The organism is Streptomyces sp. NPDC057638, assembly GCF_042800315.1.
In the GTDB taxonomy this organism is placed as follows: Bacteria; Actinomycetota; Actinomycetes; order Streptomycetales; family Streptomycetaceae; genus Streptomyces.
Window position 1 is genome coordinate 1 of the sequence record NZ_JBHVHF010000549.1, and the last position, 2,377, is coordinate 2,377.

General features: G+C 70.4%; 2 protein-coding genes. One reads left to right on the forward strand and one right to left on the reverse strand.

What is annotated here, in order from left to right; genetic code table 11:
• Positions 1 to 311: biotin carboxylase N-terminal domain-containing protein (locus tag ACFVIM_RS34620; protein ID WP_384310216.1), on the reverse strand; the 311-nt coding region annotated here is incomplete at its 3' end.
• Positions 312 to 673: 362 nt separating this feature from the next.
• On the opposite strand from ACFVIM_RS34620, the gene ACFVIM_RS34625 reads away from it, so the two are divergent.
• On the forward strand, positions 674 to 2,299 hold the full coding sequence (locus tag ACFVIM_RS34625; protein WP_384310218.1) for an FAD-binding oxidoreductase: 1,626 nt from the start codon (positions 674 to 676) through the stop codon (positions 2,297 to 2,299).
• Positions 2,300 to 2,377: the final 78 nt, after the last annotated feature.

Genomic DNA, 2,377 nt, shown 5'->3' on the forward strand with positions numbered 1-2,377 from the left:
GGACCGATCCAGATCAGCCCCGCGTCCAGCACCGCCTGCGCGAACTCCGCGTTCTCCGAAAGGAACCCGTACCCCGGATGCACCGCGTCCGCGCCGGACTCGGCCGCGATCCGCAGCACCTTCCCCATATCCAGATAGCTGGTGGCCGGGGTGTCCCCACCGAGCGCGAACGCCTCGTCGGCGGCACGGACATGCAAGGCGCCCCGGTCCGGATCCGCGTAGACGGCCACACTCGCGATCCCGGCATCCCGGCACGCGCGGGCAACGCGGACAGCGATTTCGCCACGGTTGGCGATGAGCACCTTACGCACGAAGGCCCTCCTCACATCATCAGGAATAGGTCGGCGTTCGTGGAAGACGCCTCAAGGAACTCAAGCCGCCGCACCCAGAACAGCCTCCGACCGAACGTATCCCGGGAATTCCGCTACTGGCCCACCAGCCGGTAATCAATCCAGGCGAACGCCCGGAGGACCCCCGATGACCAGCAGGTGGGGCGGGTGTGGACGGGTCTTGGGCGCGGTTGGCGGCGGCGGGCGGTTGCTCGCCGATGACCTTCCCATGAGGCCGGACTGGAAATCTCGGGAATGGTCGCGGACGCTTCGCGCCGCGCGCGTCGCGTATTCGCGCCCATTCCCGTTCCACAGAATTCTGTCTGTCCTGGAGGTATGCGGTTATGACCGAAGTCTCTCGCCGGAGGCTGGTGCAGGGCGCCGCGGTGACCGGCGGCGCGCTCGCCCTGCCCGCGCTCGGTGCCACGGAGGCGGCGTCACTCCCCCACGAGACCCTCGCGGCCACCCGCAGAGCGGCGGGCGCCATCCAGGTGACACCGGCCGATCCCCGCTACTCGGGGCTGATATCGGGCTCGAACCAACGCTGGGTGGGCTCCCCCGACTACGTACGGATCGTCCACTCCGCCGACCAGGTGGTCCGGGCGGTGCAGGAGGCCGTGGACCGCGGACTGAAGGTGGCCGTCCGCAGCGGCGGCCACTGTGACGAGGACTTCACGGCCAGCTCCGACATCCGTGTCGTCATCGACATGTCCGGGCTCGGCTCCATCGGGTACGACCCGGCGATGGGCGCCATCGCGGTGGGGCCCGGGGCGCTGCTCGGCTCCGTCTACCGCGCGCTGTACAAGAAGTGGGGTGTGGTGCTGCCCGGCGGCACCTGCCCCACGGTCGGCGCGGGCGGCCATATCGTCGGCGGCGGGTACGGGGCCCTGTCGCGGGCGCACGGTCTGACCGTCGACCATCTGTACGCGATCGAGGTGGTCCATGTCGACGCGGCGGGCCGGGCCCGCAAGGTGGTCGCCACCCGGGAGCCCAACGACCCCCACCGCGAGCTGTGGTGGGCCCACACCGGCGCGGGCGGCGGCAACTTCGGTGTCATCACCAACTACTGGCTGCGCTCCCCCGGTGTCCACCGCCGCGCCGAGCCGTCGGCGCTGCTGCCCAAGCCGCCGTCGGAGGTGCTGCTCTCCGATGTGAGCTGGTCCTGGGACTCGCTGACGGAGGCGGGCTTCACCCGGCTGGTGCGCAACTTCACCGACTGGCACGAGCGCAACTCCTCCCCCACTTCCCCCGGGCGCTTCCTCTACAGCCAGCTGAAGACGATGCACCGCTCGGCGGGGTCGTTCCGGATGAGCACCCAGATCGACGCGGCGGCGCCGGACGCGGAGGGGATCCTGGACTCCTTCCTCGCCGCCGTGAACGAGGGCACCGGCGCCGGCTACCGCGTCGGCGACCGCTACCGGGCGCCGTGGTACTACGCGGTCACCGAGTGGTCCGGGTTCGTGGAGCCCGCCGTGCCGCGCTGGAAGACCAAGTCCGCCTATGTCCGCAAGGCGCTGCCGGACGACCAGACCAGGGCGCTGTACCGGCAGCTGACCCGGGCCGACTACCCGGGGCCGTTCGGCATGGTCGCGCTGGTCAGCTATGGCGGCCGGATCAACGCCGTCACGTCCGGTGCCACCGCCTCGCCCCAGCGTGACTCGGTGGTGAAGATGCTCTTCTGCCCGCTGTGGAGCAACCCGGCCGATGACGCGCTGCATGTGCGCTGGGTGCGGGAGATGTACGCGGACGTCTACGCCGCCACGGGCGGCGTGCCCCGGCCCGGCGGGGTCAACGACGGCAGCTACATCAACTACTGCGACTCCGACCTGGCGGACCCGGCGCTGAACACCTCCGGCGTCCCCTGGCACCAGCTGTACTTCAAGGACAACTATCCCCGGCTCCAGCGGGTGAAGGCGGCCTGGGACCCGAGGAACGTCTTCAGCCACAGCCTGTCGATCCGGCTCCCGTAACACCCGTAGCGCCCGTAACACCCGTAGCGCCCAGAACACGCCCCGTACGCCAGGCGGCCCCGGAGATCGCTCTCCGGG